The organism is Petroclostridium sp. X23 (assembly GCF_030013905.1).
GTDB lineage: Bacteria > Bacillota > Clostridia > SK-Y3 > SK-Y3 > X23.
This window is the reverse complement of the sequence record NZ_CP124862.1, coordinates 4,436,118-4,451,449: the sequence shown is the minus strand read 5'-3', so window position 1 is coordinate 4,451,449 and position 15,332 is coordinate 4,436,118. Positions and strand designations below refer to the sequence as shown.

Sequence of the window (15,332 nt, the reverse complement as noted above, 5' to 3'; positions counted from 1 at the left end):
ATCATTACCCCTTAATCTTATTCACATAGTCTTGTGCTACCTGGATGATTTTATCGTATTCTCCTGCATAGATTGCTTTCTTATCTACAAGATTGCCTCCAACCCCAACACCTTTTGCCCCCGCACTGATAAAATCATTCACATTTTCTACAGTTACGCCGCCGACTGCAACCACAGGGATATGGCTAAGTGGTGCTAAAAACGCCTTTATATAATCGGTGCCCAGTATGCCTGCCGGAAAAAGTTTTACAATATCTGCTCCGGCATTGTATGCTGTTACAGCTTCTGAGGGTGTAAAAGACCCAGGTATGGAGATTTTGCCCATCTCTTTTGTTTTTTGTATCACTTTTACATCGGTATTAGGTGATATTATGTATTCCGCTCCTGCCTCTACTGATTTTTCAACTTGCTCAAGTGTTAATACTGTACCTGCACCCAAGCACACCCTATCACCATATTCTTTCTTAATGAGTTTAAGACATTTTAGTGTGTCTGCTGATTTTTCTTGACTTTCTTGATTAAAGGTTACTTCAAGAAGATTTATGCCGCCTTCTAGAAGAGCCCCAACCGTATCGATGATTCTATCCGACCCAATTCCTCTTATAATGGCTACAATCTTGTTTTGAAAAATTTGATTTAGTATCATATTTGACATAATTTAACCTCCTTGTAAGATATCGTTGCAATAATTGCAAATTCTTTATTTGCCTTTTATATTCATGGTTAATACCTCTCGGAAGAGATTATCTTACGAATTTACAACTTCGATATAAGTTTGTTATTAAATTTTTATTCCTAAACTTTTTACTTAATGAATGAAGGCAGCCATAAAACCGTAAAAGGTGCATAGGTAATGAGTAATAATACTACAAATAGTACTGCATACATCGGTACCATTTCTTTAATCAATCTTTCCAGCTTAAGCTTTGAGATTGAGGTAGTAACGTATAACACCGTCCCTACCGGCGGAGTAATCAAACCAATACAAAGATTCGCTACCATGATTACGCCAAAATGTATAGGGTCAATTCCATACACACCGCTAATTGGCATTAGAATAGGTGTTAGTAAAAACAATGCAGGAGTCAAATCGATTACCATCCCAATCAGAAACAATAAAATGTTTAGTATAAGAAGAAAGATCCATTTGTTATCTGTAATTCCCATCAGAACCCCTGTTAATGTCTGTGGAAGTTTTGCTACCGCAAGAAACCATGTCAGAGACATGGCACTGGCACAAACCAGCATAACCACTCCGGTATTCAAAGCTGCTCCTTTTAGTATATCAACATAGTCTCTAATCTTAACTTTGTAAACTGCAAAAGAAATAATAACAGCATAGATTACAGCAATTGCACCCGCTTCGGTAGCCGTAAAAAAACCGCTTAAAATTCCTCCTAGTATTATAAACGGTAAGATCAGTGCCCAAATCGTATTCTTAAATACCTGAATAAACTCTCCAAAGCTAATTGCTTGGCTTACAGGATACTGTCTTTTCTTAGCAATAAATAAAGAATACACAAGCAGTGATAAAGCTATCAAAATGCCCGGAATGGCCCCTCCTAAAAACAACTTGGCAATGGAGACCTGTGCTAGTGATCCGAATATAATCATAGGAATACTGGGCGGAATAATGGGACCGATTACTGATGAAGCCGCTGTAATCGCTGAAGAAAAAGGCTTGTCATAACCATCCTTCTCCATCATTGGTATTTCCAACGAGCCTAAAGCTGCCGTATCTGCCACTGCAGAACCACTGATTCCGGCAAAAAGCATGCTGCCTACTACATTTACAGCAGCCAGCCCGCCTCTAACTCTGCCTACTACTGCTGTAGAGAATTTTAAAATATCATTTACCAATCCTATCTTATTCATGATTTCGCCTGCCAGCATAAAGAAGGGAATGGCCAACAAAGTAAATATATCTACTCCTGTAACTAAACGTCTTGCAAGTACCATTGCATCTGTCATCCCTAATGAAAACATTACAATGATAGATGTTATCCCTATCGCAAAGCCTATTGGCACTCCTAAAGCAGTAAAACCAAGTAAAGATCCTAAAAAAATCAAGATGGATCCCATTTATATCACCTCACTATTTGTTGATTTGATTTGAATAACATCTTTTTTCCAAATTAGGATCAGTTTTCTTAGTGTTTCCAAAATCATAAAAAATGCCGAAAAAGGAACTGCCGCATATTTCCACGAAACGGAGATACTTAAGATAGCAGTCTTTTGAATTGAAGATTTCATCGTATAATCCATACCGCCTTTGAATGTATATACAAGAAAAACTAAAATGATAATATTTATAAGTGTCATTAACAGTTTTTTATTTATACCGCTGGTTCTTTCTACCAGCACTTCGAAGCCGGGATGCATATTATATCGAAACCCCATAATAATCGCTGTAAATGCCATCCATACAAAAGCCAAACCGCTCACCTCTTCAATCCAAGTAAAACCTCTGCCAAAATAGCGGGCAATAACATTGGTCGAGACTGAAGCAACCATGGTTATAAGCATGATGAGCATAAATACCAATATAAATTTATAAATCCAATCAAAAATTCTGCTCATTCATATACTCCCTCCTAAAATAAAATTTTTATATTTTTCAAAAATCAGGTGGCAGATTATACGACCACCTGACACTACATATGGCAATTTATTTTTTCAAATATTCTTGTCCAAGTTTATTAATTTCATCTACAATATCTTTCATCTCCGGCTGCTCTTTAACATATTCTGCTACGATGGGCTCTACTTTCTCTATGAAAGGCTTAAGATCAGGATATGTTACTTCCACACCTTTTCCGGTAATATCTTTAATAATATCATCCTGCTGCTTTTTAACTGCATTTAATATTGCAGTAGTTGTTTCATGTGCAGCTTCAGTTAAAACCTTTTGAGCGTTATCAGAAAGCTTATTATAAATATCATTATTGATTACAATATATCCGGGACTGTACATATGGTTTGTAATAGCTACATATTTTTGCACTTCATACATACCTGCGTAATATGATGTGGAAAGAGGATTATCCTGTCCATCTACTACTTTTTGTTGTAAAGCTGTAAAAACTTCACTAAGCGGCATAACCACCGTATCAAACCCTAAAGCTTTCATTTCGGCGATAATGGTCTTACCTTCAAAAACGCGCAGCTTGATTCCCTTAGTATCTTCAATGGAATTGATAGGTTTTTTGTTGTTGGATACAACTCTGAATCCATTAGGGAAAGAAGCCAATACTTTAACATTTAATTTTTCTAAATAATTGAATATTTTTTCACCTATCGGCCCATTCAATACCGCATCTGCGTGATCATAATTAACAAACATATACGGCATCTGCATTAATCTGAATTGTGGAATGGTATTTTCCCACATATTCCCTGTTGCTCCCATTTCAACAGTACCTAATTGAATTCCTTCAATATATTCTTGCTCATTTCCTAATTGGTTGTTAGGATAAACTTCAACTTTCACTTCACCATTAGTTTCTTTTTCTACCTTGTTCTTGAAGTTATTAAGTAATGCTTGATTTACCGGATGTTCAGGCGCATAATAATGTGCTATCTTTAAAGTTACGGTATTCGCCGGCTTATCTTCTTGTTTCTCAGGAGTCTCTGTCTGATCTGTTTTTTGTTCTTTTTTTGTTTCACCTGAATTTTGACTATCCTTTTTTGTCCCTGTACAACCAACAAACAACGAAAAAATAAGAGTAACTACACAAATAAGACTAACTAACTTTCTAAGTTTAAACATTTCAAAGTCCTCCCTAATCAATTTTCTGGTTTTACTTGTTTTTAACAATAGGCAGCTGAATGATTTATCAATTCATAGAACGCCATCTCCCTTCCGCATCATAATTAGATGTTTTGTACAAAACCCATAATATTATCAAATGATTTTTTGTACAACTTGCAGTCATTTTAGCAAATACCATAGCAACTGTAAATTAACATTTATTTATAACATTAAAGATCTATATACTAACCTCTGTATTAGTTATAGTGTTTTCTTATATAATCAGCGTTTGCTCTTCCTAAAATTATGCCTATGAACAATTTTTTATAAAATTAACAAATGCTTTAGGAATACGTAATCTTTATTAATAACAGCAATAATACCAATATTTTGGATTCTTTGAGCACAAAAATATAGAGCAGTGTCTATATAAATTAGTAATTTATATAAACGCTGCTCTACATTTTTGTTAAGTTACATCTTATCCCTATACTGCCCCGGAGTAACACCTTCATATTTCTTAAAAATCCTCATAAAAGATTGTATAGTATTAAATCCTACTCTAAAACCCACTTCTTTAACTGATAGCCTAGTATTCTTCAGAAGTTGTTTTGCTTTTTCGATCCTGCTCCAATTCAGGTAATCAGTACAGTTTTTCCCAAAGTTTTCTTTGAATACCCTACTAACATATGCAGGACTAAAGCCTATCCAATCCGCAATTGCATTCACTGAAATGTCGGTATTTAAGTTCTGCTCCATATATTCCAATATCTTTTGCGCATTCTTCTTACTTTGCGATAGATTAACATGATTAACACTGCTAATAGTGGTATAACAAATATCGGTAAACCAAATTTTAATCTCGTCAATAGTTTCTTTAGACAAAAATTCTTCATATAGATTATACCCTGGCCCAAATACTTCTTCTACAGTTAATCCCGTATTAATAATCAATTCTATAATAGAGCTAATAATTCTTATGAACATCTGCTGTATGTAAGTATGACTCGTAGTTTGATTGCTTAAAATTTCCTGCATTAATTGTTCAATAAGCCGGTCCACTTCTTTCTGGTGTCCCACTTTAATATTATTAATAAGCAACTTTTCTTTCTCAGAATCATAATAATACAGTTCTTCTGATAATGCATCTACATCATCAATATCATCAATACTAATGATTTGGTTCTTTCCCTGATATATCTTATACATTAGCGCATTGACAGCCTCATTATATGATAGCTTGATATTAACAATATCTCTATACATTCGCCCGATTCCTAAAGTAACTGTATATGGTAAATATTTTTCTACTGCATCCTTTATTTTAACCGCAATTGTTGATGAATGTTCTTTGGCATCTACTAGGGTGATATTATCCGCAAAATTAATAATAGCAGCTACCCTATCCGATCCTATTTCCATACAAATACCTTTATGTAAGCTAGAAATTAATTCTTCTATAATATTTATTAATTGAATCTTATAAATATTTCTTTCTTTCTCATTAAACCTGCTGCAAAATGCCCTATATCCGTCTATTTGTATCACAAGCACGACATAGTTGCTTTTACCTAGGTCAATTTCCAAGAAATCAATCTTATCATAGATTTCCGGCACATTATCCGTGATACCCATCATCAAATTTGTAAACAACTTCTCTTTCATAACCGGTTTCATATTTTCTATAGTCTTTTTCATATTTCTATTAGCATTTACAACATTATTGTAAGCATATCCTAAAAAGTCATATTCATTCTTTATATAGGAATTTCTTTGATCAAACATACTTTTAGATGTCATTGAAACTAAATTGATTAGCCTTTCTAGAGGATGATACATTCCTTTTGAAATAATAAAAGACAAGATAAGACTTAGCAAGGTACATATAAGCGTTATGATCCAAATAAGTCCTGAAACAATCTTTGAATCCTTATGCAATATTTCCAAAGGAATTGTATATATATACTTCCAGCCATATTCATAAGAAGTTACATAGGTAAACAACATTTTTTGCCCTTCTACTTTTTCTATAAAAAATCCTTTATCATTCTCTAATATATCTTTTGTATGCGCATAACTATTTAGCCTAACATTTATTCGACTTTCATCTCGATGTAATAATATGCGCCCGCTGCTATTTATTGCAAAAATCTGTCTTTCATCTTTAATATTAGACCCATTTATAGTATTATATAAAGCTTCTTTATCGACATTTATTACAATGGCACCCAGACTGCTTGATGATGCATACGGCAGATTTATTATAAGTGTAATACAATCCTTCTTTTTTCCATACTCATCTATGACTTTTCTTACTCTCATCTCTTGTGGCTTCAAAAATATATTTTTGTACTCTTGTAACCATTCTTTATCTTTAAATTCTTTTAACTTATAAGCTCCTCCGCTGGAACTTAGAATAGTGTCATTATAATTTGAATAAATATAAATTGAATGTATGTAATTATTTACATAAGATATGCTTTTTAAAATATTCACGATTTTACTATTTCTTTCAGTTTTACGAATATCAGGATTGATCATATAGTTTACTACGTTAGAGTGATTTGCTAACTGCTGTGCCTCTTGCTCGATTTGTCTAAATATTAGATCCACAGTTTCACTTGTTTTCTCCAACATGTTTATATTAGTATTGCAGATGTGCCGTTGTATCCTTGACATGGACTGTTGATCAATAATATAATTTGCAGCTAATATTGGTAATATTGAGAACAGAATAAGAACTATAAAAGTTTTGATAAAAACACTATTATACTTGTAATTATTTACATATAATTGTTTCATAAAAATGCTTTTCTCCTTTACCATAGCGAATAGGAACAATAAATCAATAGTGTTAGCTATATTTTATTATCATGCAGTTCTCTTTGTCAAATTTTATTATTGAAAATAATTTATCTTACTCCTTAAGTGAGTAAAACTCTGCAACATCAAAAGAGTCAATATTAGCAGTTCAAGCTAATGCTGACTCTTTATATCCTGTATATGCAAAACTTCCAATTTATATCAAAGGCGTATTATCTGTTGCGCTTTATAAAAATCCTCTTTTTTTACCAAAACCTCATATTTTGTAAGCATTCTGGCACTTTGACGGTATCCTGTACCTCCCCAATCGGATACTTTCTGATTAATAAATTTGGTTCGTGCAGCAATATTGTTTTCTATAAGTTTACCTCTAACTTTTGAATATTTCTCTATATCTTGTGTCATGCAAATAGTCTCCCATTTTTCCCACGTAAATAACTTAGACAAAAAACTTCTCAACATGATTTTAACCTCACTTCGAATATCAGATGATTCTATTACGTATGACTCATTAGTGCTGCATAAAAAAGTTTAACAAAAATCAATAGCAATAATTTACTGGTATAACCTGAATTTATAAGAAAATTATGGATATAGTTAGAGGAAAGGAAGTGACCACCTAAACCTAACCAATATAAAATTTTAAAAAACTTAATATAACGAAACTTTACCAAACATATACCGGATATAGAAAGCTACGTACTCTTTTTCCCATTTGAACCGTTTTCTCTTAGGGCCAGGGGGTTTTACAGGGGATAATGTCTCTTTTAGATAAGCAATCGAGTTCCAAAGTCCACCTGCAATAAGCCTCATTAAATCTAAGAAGTTATTGTTAGTTCCAACCAGTATGTACATTAATTTTAAAAGGCAAAACAGAGTTAGTGCTGTATAAATCTGATTTAAAACTGCATTGAAGCTGGTACCATAAAAAATGCTTTATTTTAAGGTGCTGCTTTATCCACTTGAAGAACAGCTCTATCTGCCATCTTAAGCGGTAGATTTCAGCTATTTCCTCAGCACAAAGGTCAAAGCGGTTGGTAGCAATGTAAAATGATTCACCCGTAGAGGAATCAGTGACTTCTACAATCCTTAAGGGGTGTGCTGCATCTTGGTATAGAAACCTCCGAGGATTACTTCCCTGTCACATAAAACGGAACTGCCCTTAGCATAGTGTTTTCGCTAATAATCTCTATAACGGCATTCCTTTTTAGCCTTGTGTGATGAAGAAGGTACCCTCTTTGCAATACCTGTCGTATTCTTTGTAGTCATTGTAGCCCCGGTCAAATATATAAGTAATGCCCGGTTTGGTGACAAAAGAAGCCATCTTATCTTTATCATGTATGACGCCTTCAGTCACAACAATATTCTCTGGGTAACCTACAAGAATATCATACAGAACATGAACCTTAATTGCAGCCTTGGTACTCCGGTAATTTGCCCAAGGGAAAAGTGAAATGCATAGCCGTATTAATGTAGCGTCAAGAGCTTTGAGAATACCCCAAGAGCCAGGAATGTTACGAATTCCATGATGTTTCTTTAGCTCTGCAAGGGCTACCTCGAACATTCTCTTGAATATTTCTGGCTCCCGATCACTATTCTTTCGGCATAGTTGGGAATAACTTATGGTTCCGGTGTGCTGCTGAAGGTTTTTATCAGCTTCTATACCTTTCACAATGTATTAAATTGTCGAAGAGCAGTAAACTTCTTGGTTCCGTGGTCGGTATTTGTTTCGTCAATGGCTTTTTCCAATAAATTCTTTGGTAAAAAGCCTTTTAAAGTTTCAAAAACTGATATTAATAGTAAAAAGTTTCATGTTCTTCACTCCTTCTACGTGCTATACCGGACTTCTTCAGTAGCTTCGAATAGTAACTGAGCTGATACTCTCGTTGTAAATACTAAGTTTCTGTCGTCAAAGTCCCCGTCATGCGAGCTTCTCTATGCCGTCTCCTTTGCCTCCTTCTTTACTTTTTCTCTTAGTAATGTAACAATAATTACAAGAGAGCATGCGATGACACCAATGGTATCGGTCATAATCCCCGGCTTGATTAACAGTAAAGAGCTAGCAGTAATAATAACACTTCCAATAGTATTTAATTCTATTTTGAAAGCTCTTTTCTGCAAGCCAAAGGAAAGCATTGTCACCCCGATAGTAGCTGAAATAGCCGAAGATAGAATCCTATTTAAGGACGTCCCCCATAATAGAGATGGCCCATAGGCAAACATAAAAGGTATAATAAAAGCTGATATGCCTATCTTACAGGCTGTAAAGGCTACATCAATCGGCTTTGCTTTGGCGATTCCTGCCCCGGCAAATGCAGCTAAGGCTACCGGTGGAGTAATTGCAGAGATACAAGCAAAATAGAACACAAACATATGTGCAGCCAATGGTGAAAGTCCCATCTGAACAAGCGCAGGAGCCGTTACTGCTGCACATATAAGATAAGAAGCTGTTGTAGGCAAACCCATCCCCAACACAATACTTGCCAGCATTGTCAAAAATAGCGCCAATGGCAAAATCCCCATAGATAGTGAGATAACTGCAGAAGCAAATTTCAATCCTGCACCTGTCATATTCAGTACACCAACTACGATTCCCGCAGTTGCACAGGCTGAAATAATACCAACGGAAGAATATGCGCCTTGGGCCAATGCAGTCAATATGCCTTTAATACCCATTCTGGTTTCTTTTCTGATATAGGTTACAGCTATTGCAGTTATTATTGCATATATGGATGAACGGATGGGGGTCATATTTAAAACAGACAGCGAGATAATTAATACAAGTAAGGGTAAAATTAAGTATCCCTGGTGGGTAGCAACATATTTGAATGAAGGCAAATTTTCCTTTGGCATTCCTTTTAAATTATATTTGATTGCTTCAAGGTCAACCATCAAATATACGGTATAAAAATATAAGAATGCCGGAATGATTGAAGCCAAGACAATCTTGGTATAAGGTTCTCCAATCAATTGAGCCATAATAAAAGCTGCAGATCCAAGAATCGGAGGCATAATTTGACCGCCGGTAGACGCACATGCTTCTACCGCTCCGGCAAAAGCCGGCCGGTAACCGATAGATTTCATCATTGGAATAGTAAAAGAACCTGTAGAAGCGACGTTTGCCACTGAATTACCTGAGACAGATCCAAAGAGAGCACTGGATAGGATAGCCACTTTAGCAGGCCCTCCACGTTGTGAGCCTGATACACTTAAAGCAAGATCAATAAAAAATTTTCCCGAACCGGATGCACCCAGAAAGGCACCAAATACAATGAAAAGAAATACCATATTTGCAGAAGCTCCTATGGGCGTACTGAATATTGCATCCATACCAATTAAATAACTGAGTATCTTGGACCAGGAATATCCCCTATGCCCTAATATTCCGGGAAGATATTTGCCGAAATGGGCATAAAATATAAATACAACTGCAATGAAAGGCAGAATATTTCCACATGTTCTTCTGGTGATTTCAAGTACAAGCACTACAATGATGATGCTGACTACCAAATCCAGCGGTGTAGGAGATACTCCTATCCTATGTATAATTGTATCTCTTTGTGTAATCATATACAGTACTGAGAAAATTGATAATACCATTAAAATCAGATCATAAATTGGAATGGCTATTTTTGTAGCTCTTTTTGTTCCACAATACAGCGCCAAAGTCAATATAAATCCAAACCCTATATGTGCTGAGTAAAGAACCCAAGGATTAATGGGATGTATTGCCAGGCTATATATATGGAAAAGTGACATGAACACACCTACTATGAAGATAACCTTACTCCATCCGCCTACCAATTCGCGCTTTGGCAGACCTTCATTTTCAAGCTCCTGAATATCAATATCATCTTTTTTTTTCAATATACTGACCTCCACTCTGAACGCAGCCTTGATGAGGTTGCGCATTCTATTATCCATACACTTTATTTGGTTTAACGAATAGACAGGAGAAGTAGTAGTTCGTCCATATCCAGCTTCTCCTGCCTATTAATTACAATGTCATCTTATTTCGAAATCAATTTTTCAGGCACGTTAATACCTTTCTCCTTATAATACTTTAAAGCACCCGGATGCAGAGGTATCGTGCAGTTTGCAACATTCTCGGGAATTGTGCTCTTGGATGTAGGGTCGATGGCAACCAACTCCTCCAAACTCTCGAAGGTTGTCTTCACTAAATCATAAACGATATCATCGGTAATATCCTTATCGCAGACTGACATGTTCCAGAATGTAATAACGGGAATATCCCCGGTTTGGTGCTTGTATGTTTTATCCGGAACAACACCCTGTGACCAGTAGGGGTATTCTTTTAGTATTTTTCCCATGTCTTCCTGGGAAAGAGGGATATACTCCACTTCATGTGTTGTTTCCAGGTCGAGCAGCCAGGGTGCCGGAAGACCCGTCACACCAAAATTGGCATCAACGGTACCATCTTTGAGTGCATTTATCTGTGCATCAGAAGGAAGGCTGCTGATAGATTTTGGTTTTATACCCAATACATCCAAAACAGCTCTGCCGGCTAGTTCACTCGTTGCCCCCGGAGCTCCTACACTAATATTTTTACCTTCAAAATCATATACACTTTTAATGCCTTTGTCTTTTAGGGTATATATGTAAAGAACACTGCTATACATGGGAAACATCGCACGAATCTCTTGATATTTTTCACCTTGTGCCCATCCCTCACCTGCAAAAGCTTCTCCTGCAAGCCATGTGGTAGCATACCCTAACTCCATCTCGCCCTTTTCGATAAGTTGGATATTGGTATTCGGACCTCCGGTAACTTCTACACCTACTTCAACATTGTTGACTTTATTGTTGATAATTTTTGACCATCCGCCACCCAGTACATAGTAGGTTCCTCCTGCACTGGAAGTTCCAAGCAGCATGCGTGTCAATTGTCTTGAAGATTTACTTGTATCATCAGCAGCGGGTTTCTGTGATTCATTACTAGGGGAATTATTACTAGGTGATTGAGTATTTGCATTACATCCCATTAGCGATAAAGTGATAAGCAACACCAGAGATATCAGCATAAACTTTTTCATTTTCATCCCTCCAAATAATAATAATTTTAATCCATAATCTGTAATTTGCATTTGTCTGATCTAACCAAACTTTTAGTCAATATAACCGGCCTATCCTGGTTGGTATAACAAATTCTAGATAATAGTAATACGGGTAAAGCAGGGGTAGTCCCAAGTATAACAGCTTCATTTACCGTCAGCAGCACAGGTTCAATGAGCGTTTTGGCCCTTATCAGTTTAATCCCGAATTTGTTTTCGATGATATCATATATTCTTCCACTCAACTCTTCCCTTTCCAGACCCGGAAAAAGAGCACTTTCATAATAGGATTTTTCCAGTAAGGCAGGTTCCTTCTCATCCCTAAGATATCTAAGCCTGTAAAGTTCCGTTAACTTGCTACCCGGTGTTAATCCTAAACTTTGAGCAATTGTGGAGGAGCAATCTATATGATTAATCTGTAACAATCTGTGGCTATTGCCCAATTCTTCAGGGAAATAAGATTTAAAAGACTTAATATAATCTCCCATAAAAGACGGCTCTGCCACATAGGTACCCGAACCTTGCTTTCGTATCAGCAGACCTTGGTGGACAAGATCCGATATTGCCTGACGTATTGTAGAGCGGCTAACTTTGAAATAATCGGAAAGTTCAGGCTCTGAAGGAATCTGATGACCCTTTGGCCATTCCTCATTTTCGATTTTTTCACGTATATACTCTTCGATTTGATAATACAAGGCTATACCTCTTTGCTTTAGTTTATTCATATCATTGCAATCTCCTTAATCAATATTTATTTGATTCACCTCCTTATAAAGCTTGTCATATGATTGCTGCAACTTATTAACCAGATCGCGGTATGTTTCTTTATCTTTAACCAACCGGTTTTCTGAATTATCAATCATACGCTGACATTCTTCCGGAGCAGGTGAACCTAGACTTAACTTATTACATACAGAGTTCGTTGCTTCTAGTACATAATTCAAATGCTCCTGAGTCCATAAAAATTTTTGATCAGTATAGTCCTTAACCGCTGCCTGCACCATATCAATGGTGATATCCGTGGCTGGCAATCCTGAATCTATGCAATTTCCTACGACTTCACCCACAATTTGATGTGCTACTCTGAAAGAAACACCCTCCCTTCTAACTAATTCATCCGCTAATTCGGTCACTGTAGAATAATTGCAATTGGCCCGGGATTTCATAGTTTCTTGCCTTATTCTCATTGTCTTTAGTGTAGCATTAAGCAATTCTAAAATTGCTTCCATTTGTGCCGAAGCATCCCAGAATAAACGAATGCTTTCTGCTGCCAAATCTCTGCAGTGTCCATAAGGAATTCCCTTCATGCAAGTAAAAATAGATACATAAGCGCTGAGTAAGTGAGATGTCTTGCTCTTTATATGCTCCAGTGTAATAGGATTCTTTTTCTGCGGCATAATACTACTGCAAACAGCCATGGAATCATCAACTTCTATGAAGCCAAATTCATCCGTGGTCCAGATGTATAAATCATTGGCAAAGCGATTAATTGTAGAGCCGAATGTTGCATAACCGGAGGAAATCTCCAGAAGATAATCCCTCGATGCAACTGCGTCCAAACTATTCTCAATCGGCCCGGAAAACCCTAATAATAGTGAAGTATAGTGCCTGTCAATATTAAACGATGTACCTGCGAATGCGCCACTTCCCAAAGTGCAATAATTTAAACGTTTATATGCGTTCTCCAATCTCTCATAGTCTCTGCCCACAGCTTCAGCAATGGCTGCAAAGTAATGTGCCAGCGTAATGGGTTGGGCCGGCTGCATATGAGTATATCCTGTCAGTACGGTTTCCTTATGATCCGAAGCGAGCTTTAGCAAAGTGCTTCTTAGCTCCAACATCCTAGAATACATTGGTATAATTGAATCTCTGACATTCATACGGCTTATGGTGGAATGCAGATCATTTCTGCTTCGCCCCGTATGAATTTTTCCTCCTACATCCAACCCTACCTGTGAAATAATATACTGTTCGATATTAAAATAATAATCTTCAAGCTGTGGATCCAGCTCAAAGGCCGTATGTCCCTTATTTTGAAGCGTAAGCAATGATGAAGTCAGCTTCTTTGCATCGTTTACAGAGATTATCCCCTGCTTTTTAATCATTAAAACATGCGCAAGATTTACTTTAATCATATTTTTGAAGGATCTCTTACTATCCTCTAAAATGGCTGGTGCAAATAGATATTTGCAAACCACTTCACTAGGTTTAGCTTTTAATCTTTCTCTCACAATTACGTTTCCTCCCATATCATAATTTTCCTGATCCTGTACATTTCTAGTTTTGATCAGTACTAACCCCGAACTATAGTCAGGATTTCCTCAATACTCATTCCGCTAAGGCCCAAACTCTCTAATGTAGATCCCTCAGCAGTAAAATCCCTTTTCCTAACAACATTTGACATTTGGATCAATAAATCTATGATAGGTGTGGGTACACCTAGTTTTTTCCCAAAATCCGACATAGGTACCAGTCCCATTGGAACATCCTCATCAATAAAGCGGTCCGGAGCTTGGCTGGCACTGGCCGGAAGACCTTGTCCCTGGGGAATTGGCGCATAATGCTTGTTTTGATAACAAATCTCATGAAACTCATCATAAGATATTGTCTCTAGTTCCATTGCTTTCATAATTGCCAGACGCTCAGCGTCCATCTCATACTGGATTCTTACAACGGTTGGAGTTCCCCAGCTATGAAAGTCGGAACTCTTGGATTCCGGGGATTCCACTTTACCAAGGTTAAACAAGTAAAATGCCACATGAGTAGCAGGGTTTACGTTGTTAAAGCCTACACTTAAGCTATCTGAAGACAGATATGCTTCGGGAATAGCCTCCTGGACAATCTTAATAAATTCTTGATTTCTGGTTGCAGGCAGAGCCGCAACCGGTAGAGCAACCTTACGAGCTTTAATCCCTGCATGAGCCGGTTCCAACAATCTAGTCGCATATGGGAAACTTGCTGCTTCACCGATTAGTGGAAGTTCTTTTACCCCGCACTTTCTTAACGTGTTGGAAAACAGAATTGAACTGCCAACATACCCCGGCAGAAGAACAACAGTGTGTTCAGGTTTTATGTATGATGCCATTTCAGAAGCTAATGCCTTGTGAAAATTAGAGGTTATAGCAACAAGAAAGACATCTCCTGCACTCATCGCTTCCTCAAGATTATTAGTCGCACATTGAATAGGTGCAAATCCCTGTACAACCGGTCCACTCATCTTGATTCCACCGTTTTTTGCAATTGCCTCAACTGCTTGCAGATTCTTGTCATAAATTGCAGCAACGTTCTTCCCTCTTAGAACAATGTCACCCGCTAATGACTGACCACCATTACCTGCACCAATGATTACAAAACCCTTTTTCACTTTAACTCACTCCATTCACTTGATATTTTAAACAGCTGATTTATTTAAAGATTTGCTTTGGTTTTTATTCCACATTATGCTAATATTTTAAAACTTTTCAAATTTAATAGAATGTATTATACGATTTATATAGATATAGATAAAGAACTCTAAAGTTAAAGTTATCCTGTCTCCAAATTCCAGGTATCCCTTACAATAATAAGCAAGAAAGTTAATATAATGCGAAGAGAAATAAGTGAATAATTTTATTGCATCAACCTCCCTATTCCCCAGAGTTAAATCTGCAAAAAGAGATATGGCACTGGACGGAAGGTCTTATTGC

The 15,332-nt window shown here is 36.6% G+C and carries 13 protein-coding genes; all 13 read right to left on the bottom strand.

What is annotated here, in order from left to right; all coding sequences use genetic code 11:
* Positions 1-4: 4 nt before the first annotated feature.
* The gene (locus tag QKW49_RS20840) at positions 5-655 is read right to left on the bottom strand and encodes a bifunctional 4-hydroxy-2-oxoglutarate aldolase/2-dehydro-3-deoxy-phosphogluconate aldolase (RefSeq protein WP_282864563.1); all 651 of its coding nucleotides are present in this window, start codon (positions 653-655) and stop codon (positions 5-7) included.
* Between the two features lie 149 nt (positions 656-804).
* Complete coding sequence (locus QKW49_RS20835) at positions 805-2,082, bottom strand: TRAP transporter large permease (RefSeq protein WP_282864562.1); 1,278 nt, start codon at positions 2,080-2,082, stop codon at positions 805-807.
* Positions 2,083-2,580, bottom strand: coding sequence for a TRAP transporter small permease (locus QKW49_RS20830; protein WP_282864561.1), 498 nt, complete (start codon positions 2,578-2,580; stop codon positions 2,083-2,085). It lies immediately after the preceding gene.
* Positions 2,581-2,668: 88 nt separating this feature from the next.
* Complete coding sequence (locus tag QKW49_RS20825; RefSeq protein WP_282864560.1) at positions 2,669-3,769, bottom strand: TRAP transporter substrate-binding protein; 1,101 nt, start codon at positions 3,767-3,769, stop codon at positions 2,669-2,671.
* 456 nt (positions 3,770-4,225) lie between these two features.
* Entirely contained in the window at positions 4,226-6,553 is a 2,328-nt protein-coding gene (locus QKW49_RS20820; RefSeq protein ID WP_282864559.1) for a helix-turn-helix domain-containing protein, read from the bottom strand.
* A gap of 222 nt (positions 6,554-6,775) precedes the next feature.
* Complete coding sequence (locus tag QKW49_RS20815; protein ID WP_282864558.1) at positions 6,776-6,979, bottom strand: hypothetical protein; 204 nt, start codon at positions 6,977-6,979, stop codon at positions 6,776-6,778.
* 427 nt (positions 6,980-7,406) lie between these two features.
* The gene (locus tag QKW49_RS20810; RefSeq protein WP_282868203.1) at positions 7,407-7,574 is read right to left on the bottom strand and encodes a transposase; all 168 of its coding nucleotides are present in this window, start codon (positions 7,572-7,574) and stop codon (positions 7,407-7,409) included.
* A gap of 207 nt (positions 7,575-7,781) precedes the next feature.
* Positions 7,782-8,246: a transposase gene (locus QKW49_RS20805; RefSeq protein ID WP_282864557.1), complete on the bottom strand. Its 465-nt coding sequence runs from the start codon at positions 8,244-8,246 to the stop codon at positions 7,782-7,784.
* 263 nt (positions 8,247-8,509) lie between these two features.
* Positions 8,510-10,441 (bottom strand): TRAP transporter permease, encoded by a 1,932-nt coding sequence (locus QKW49_RS20800; RefSeq protein WP_282864556.1) that lies wholly within the window; start codon positions 10,439-10,441, stop codon positions 8,510-8,512.
* 143 nt (positions 10,442-10,584) lie between these two features.
* Entirely contained in the window at positions 10,585-11,628 is a 1,044-nt protein-coding gene (locus QKW49_RS20795; protein ID WP_282864555.1) for a TAXI family TRAP transporter solute-binding subunit, read from the bottom strand.
* A 26-nt stretch (positions 11,629-11,654) separates the two neighbouring features.
* Positions 11,655-12,371, bottom strand: a complete 717-nt coding sequence (locus QKW49_RS20790; protein WP_282864554.1) for a GntR family transcriptional regulator — start codon at positions 12,369-12,371, stop codon at positions 11,655-11,657.
* 15 nt (positions 12,372-12,386) lie between these two features.
* On the bottom strand, positions 12,387-13,877 hold the full coding sequence (gene argH / locus QKW49_RS20785; RefSeq protein ID WP_282864553.1) for an argininosuccinate lyase: 1,491 nt from the start codon (positions 13,875-13,877) through the stop codon (positions 12,387-12,389).
* 62 nt (positions 13,878-13,939) lie between these two features.
* The gene (locus QKW49_RS20780; RefSeq protein WP_282864552.1) at positions 13,940-15,010 is read right to left on the bottom strand and encodes an NAD/NADP-dependent octopine/nopaline dehydrogenase family protein; all 1,071 of its coding nucleotides are present in this window, start codon (positions 15,008-15,010) and stop codon (positions 13,940-13,942) included.
* Positions 15,011-15,332: the final 322 nt, after the last annotated feature.